This window comes from Escherichia sp. E13S3 (assembly GCF_004212325.1).
Lineage (GTDB): Bacteria > Pseudomonadota > Gammaproteobacteria > Enterobacterales > Enterobacteriaceae > Escherichia.
In genome coordinates this window covers 1-1,828 of the sequence record NZ_RHJR01000025.1, presented here as the reverse complement: position 1 = coordinate 1,828, position 1,828 = coordinate 1, and the positions used below count along the sequence as shown (strand labels likewise).

1 rRNA gene is annotated in these 1,828 nt (G+C 52.5%); it reads left to right on the top strand.

What is annotated here, in order from left to right:
* The first annotated feature begins 244 nt into the window (after positions 1 to 244).
* A 16S ribosomal RNA gene (locus D9597_RS22580) occupies positions 245 to 1,786 on the top strand.
* Positions 1,787 to 1,828: the final 42 nt, after the last annotated feature.

The following is a 1,828-nucleotide window of genomic DNA, read 5'->3' as shown; positions in this document are numbered from 1 at the left end:
GATAATTCCGGCAGAGAAAAGCAAAAAAATGCTTGACTCTGAAAGAGGAAAGCGTAATATACGCCACCTCGCGACAGTGAGCTGAAAGCCGCGTCGCAACTGCTCTTTAACAATTTATCAGACAATCTGTGTGGGCACTCGAAGATACGGATTCTTAACGTCGCAAGACGATAAATGAATACCAAGTCTCAAGAGTGAACACGTAATTCATTACGAAGTTTAATTCTTTGAGCATCAAACTTTTAAATTGAAGAGTTTGATCATGGCTCAGATTGAACGCTGGCGGCAGGCCTAACACATGCAAGTCGAACGGTAACAGGAATCAGCTTGCTGATTCGCTGACGAGTGGCGGACGGGTGAGTAATGTCTGGGAAACTGCCTGATGGAGGGGGATAACTACTGGAAACGGTAGCTAATACCGCATAACGTCGCAAGACCAAAGAGGGGGACCTTCGGGCCTCTTGCCATCGGATGTGCCCAGATGGGATTAGCTAGTAGGTGGGGTAACGGCTCACCTAGGCGACGATCCCTAGCTGGTCTGAGAGGATGACCAGCCACACTGGAACTGAGACACGGTCCAGACTCCTACGGGAGGCAGCAGTGGGGAATATTGCACAATGGGCGCAAGCCTGATGCAGCCATGCCGCGTGTATGAAGAAGGCCTTCGGGTTGTAAAGTACTTTCAGCGGGGAGGAAGGGAGTAAAGTTAATACCTTTGCTCATTGACGTTACCCGCAGAAGAAGCACCGGCTAACTCCGTGCCAGCAGCCGCGGTAATACGGAGGGTGCAAGCGTTAATCGGAATTACTGGGCGTAAAGCGCACGCAGGCGGTTTGTTAAGTCAGATGTGAAATCCCCGGGCTCAACCTGGGAACTGCATCTGATACTGGCAAGCTTGAGTCTCGTAGAGGGGGGTAGAATTCCAGGTGTAGCGGTGAAATGCGTAGAGATCTGGAGGAATACCGGTGGCGAAGGCGGCCCCCTGGACGAAGACTGACGCTCAGGTGCGAAAGCGTGGGGAGCAAACAGGATTAGATACCCTGGTAGTCCACGCCGTAAACGATGTCGACTTGGAGGTTGTGCCCTTGAGGCGTGGCTTCCGGAGCTAACGCGTTAAGTCGACCGCCTGGGGAGTACGGCCGCAAGGTTAAAACTCAAATGAATTGACGGGGGCCCGCACAAGCGGTGGAGCATGTGGTTTAATTCGATGCAACGCGAAGAACCTTACCTGGTCTTGACATCCACAGAACTTTCCAGAGATGGATTGGTGCCTTCGGGAACTGTGAGACAGGTGCTGCATGGCTGTCGTCAGCTCGTGTTGTGAAATGTTGGGTTAAGTCCCGCAACGAGCGCAACCCTTATCCTTTGTTGCCAGCGGTCCGGCCGGGAACTCAAAGGAGACTGCCAGTGATAAACTGGAGGAAGGTGGGGATGACGTCAAGTCATCATGGCCCTTACGACCAGGGCTACACACGTGCTACAATGGCGCATACAAAGAGAAGCGACCTCGCGAGAGCAAGCGGACCTCATAAAGTGCGTCGTAGTCCGGATTGGAGTCTGCAACTCGACTCCATGAAGTCGGAATCGCTAGTAATCGTGGATCAGAATGCCACGGTGAATACGTTCCCGGGCCTTGTACACACCGCCCGTCACACCATGGGAGTGGGTTGCAAAAGAAGTAGGTAGCTTAACCTTCGGGAGGGCGCTTACCACTTTGTGATTCATGACTGGGGTGAAGTCGTAACAAGGTAACCGTAGGGGAACCTGCGGTTGGATCACCTCCTTACCTTAAAGAAGCGTACTTTGCAGTGCTCACACAGATTGTCTG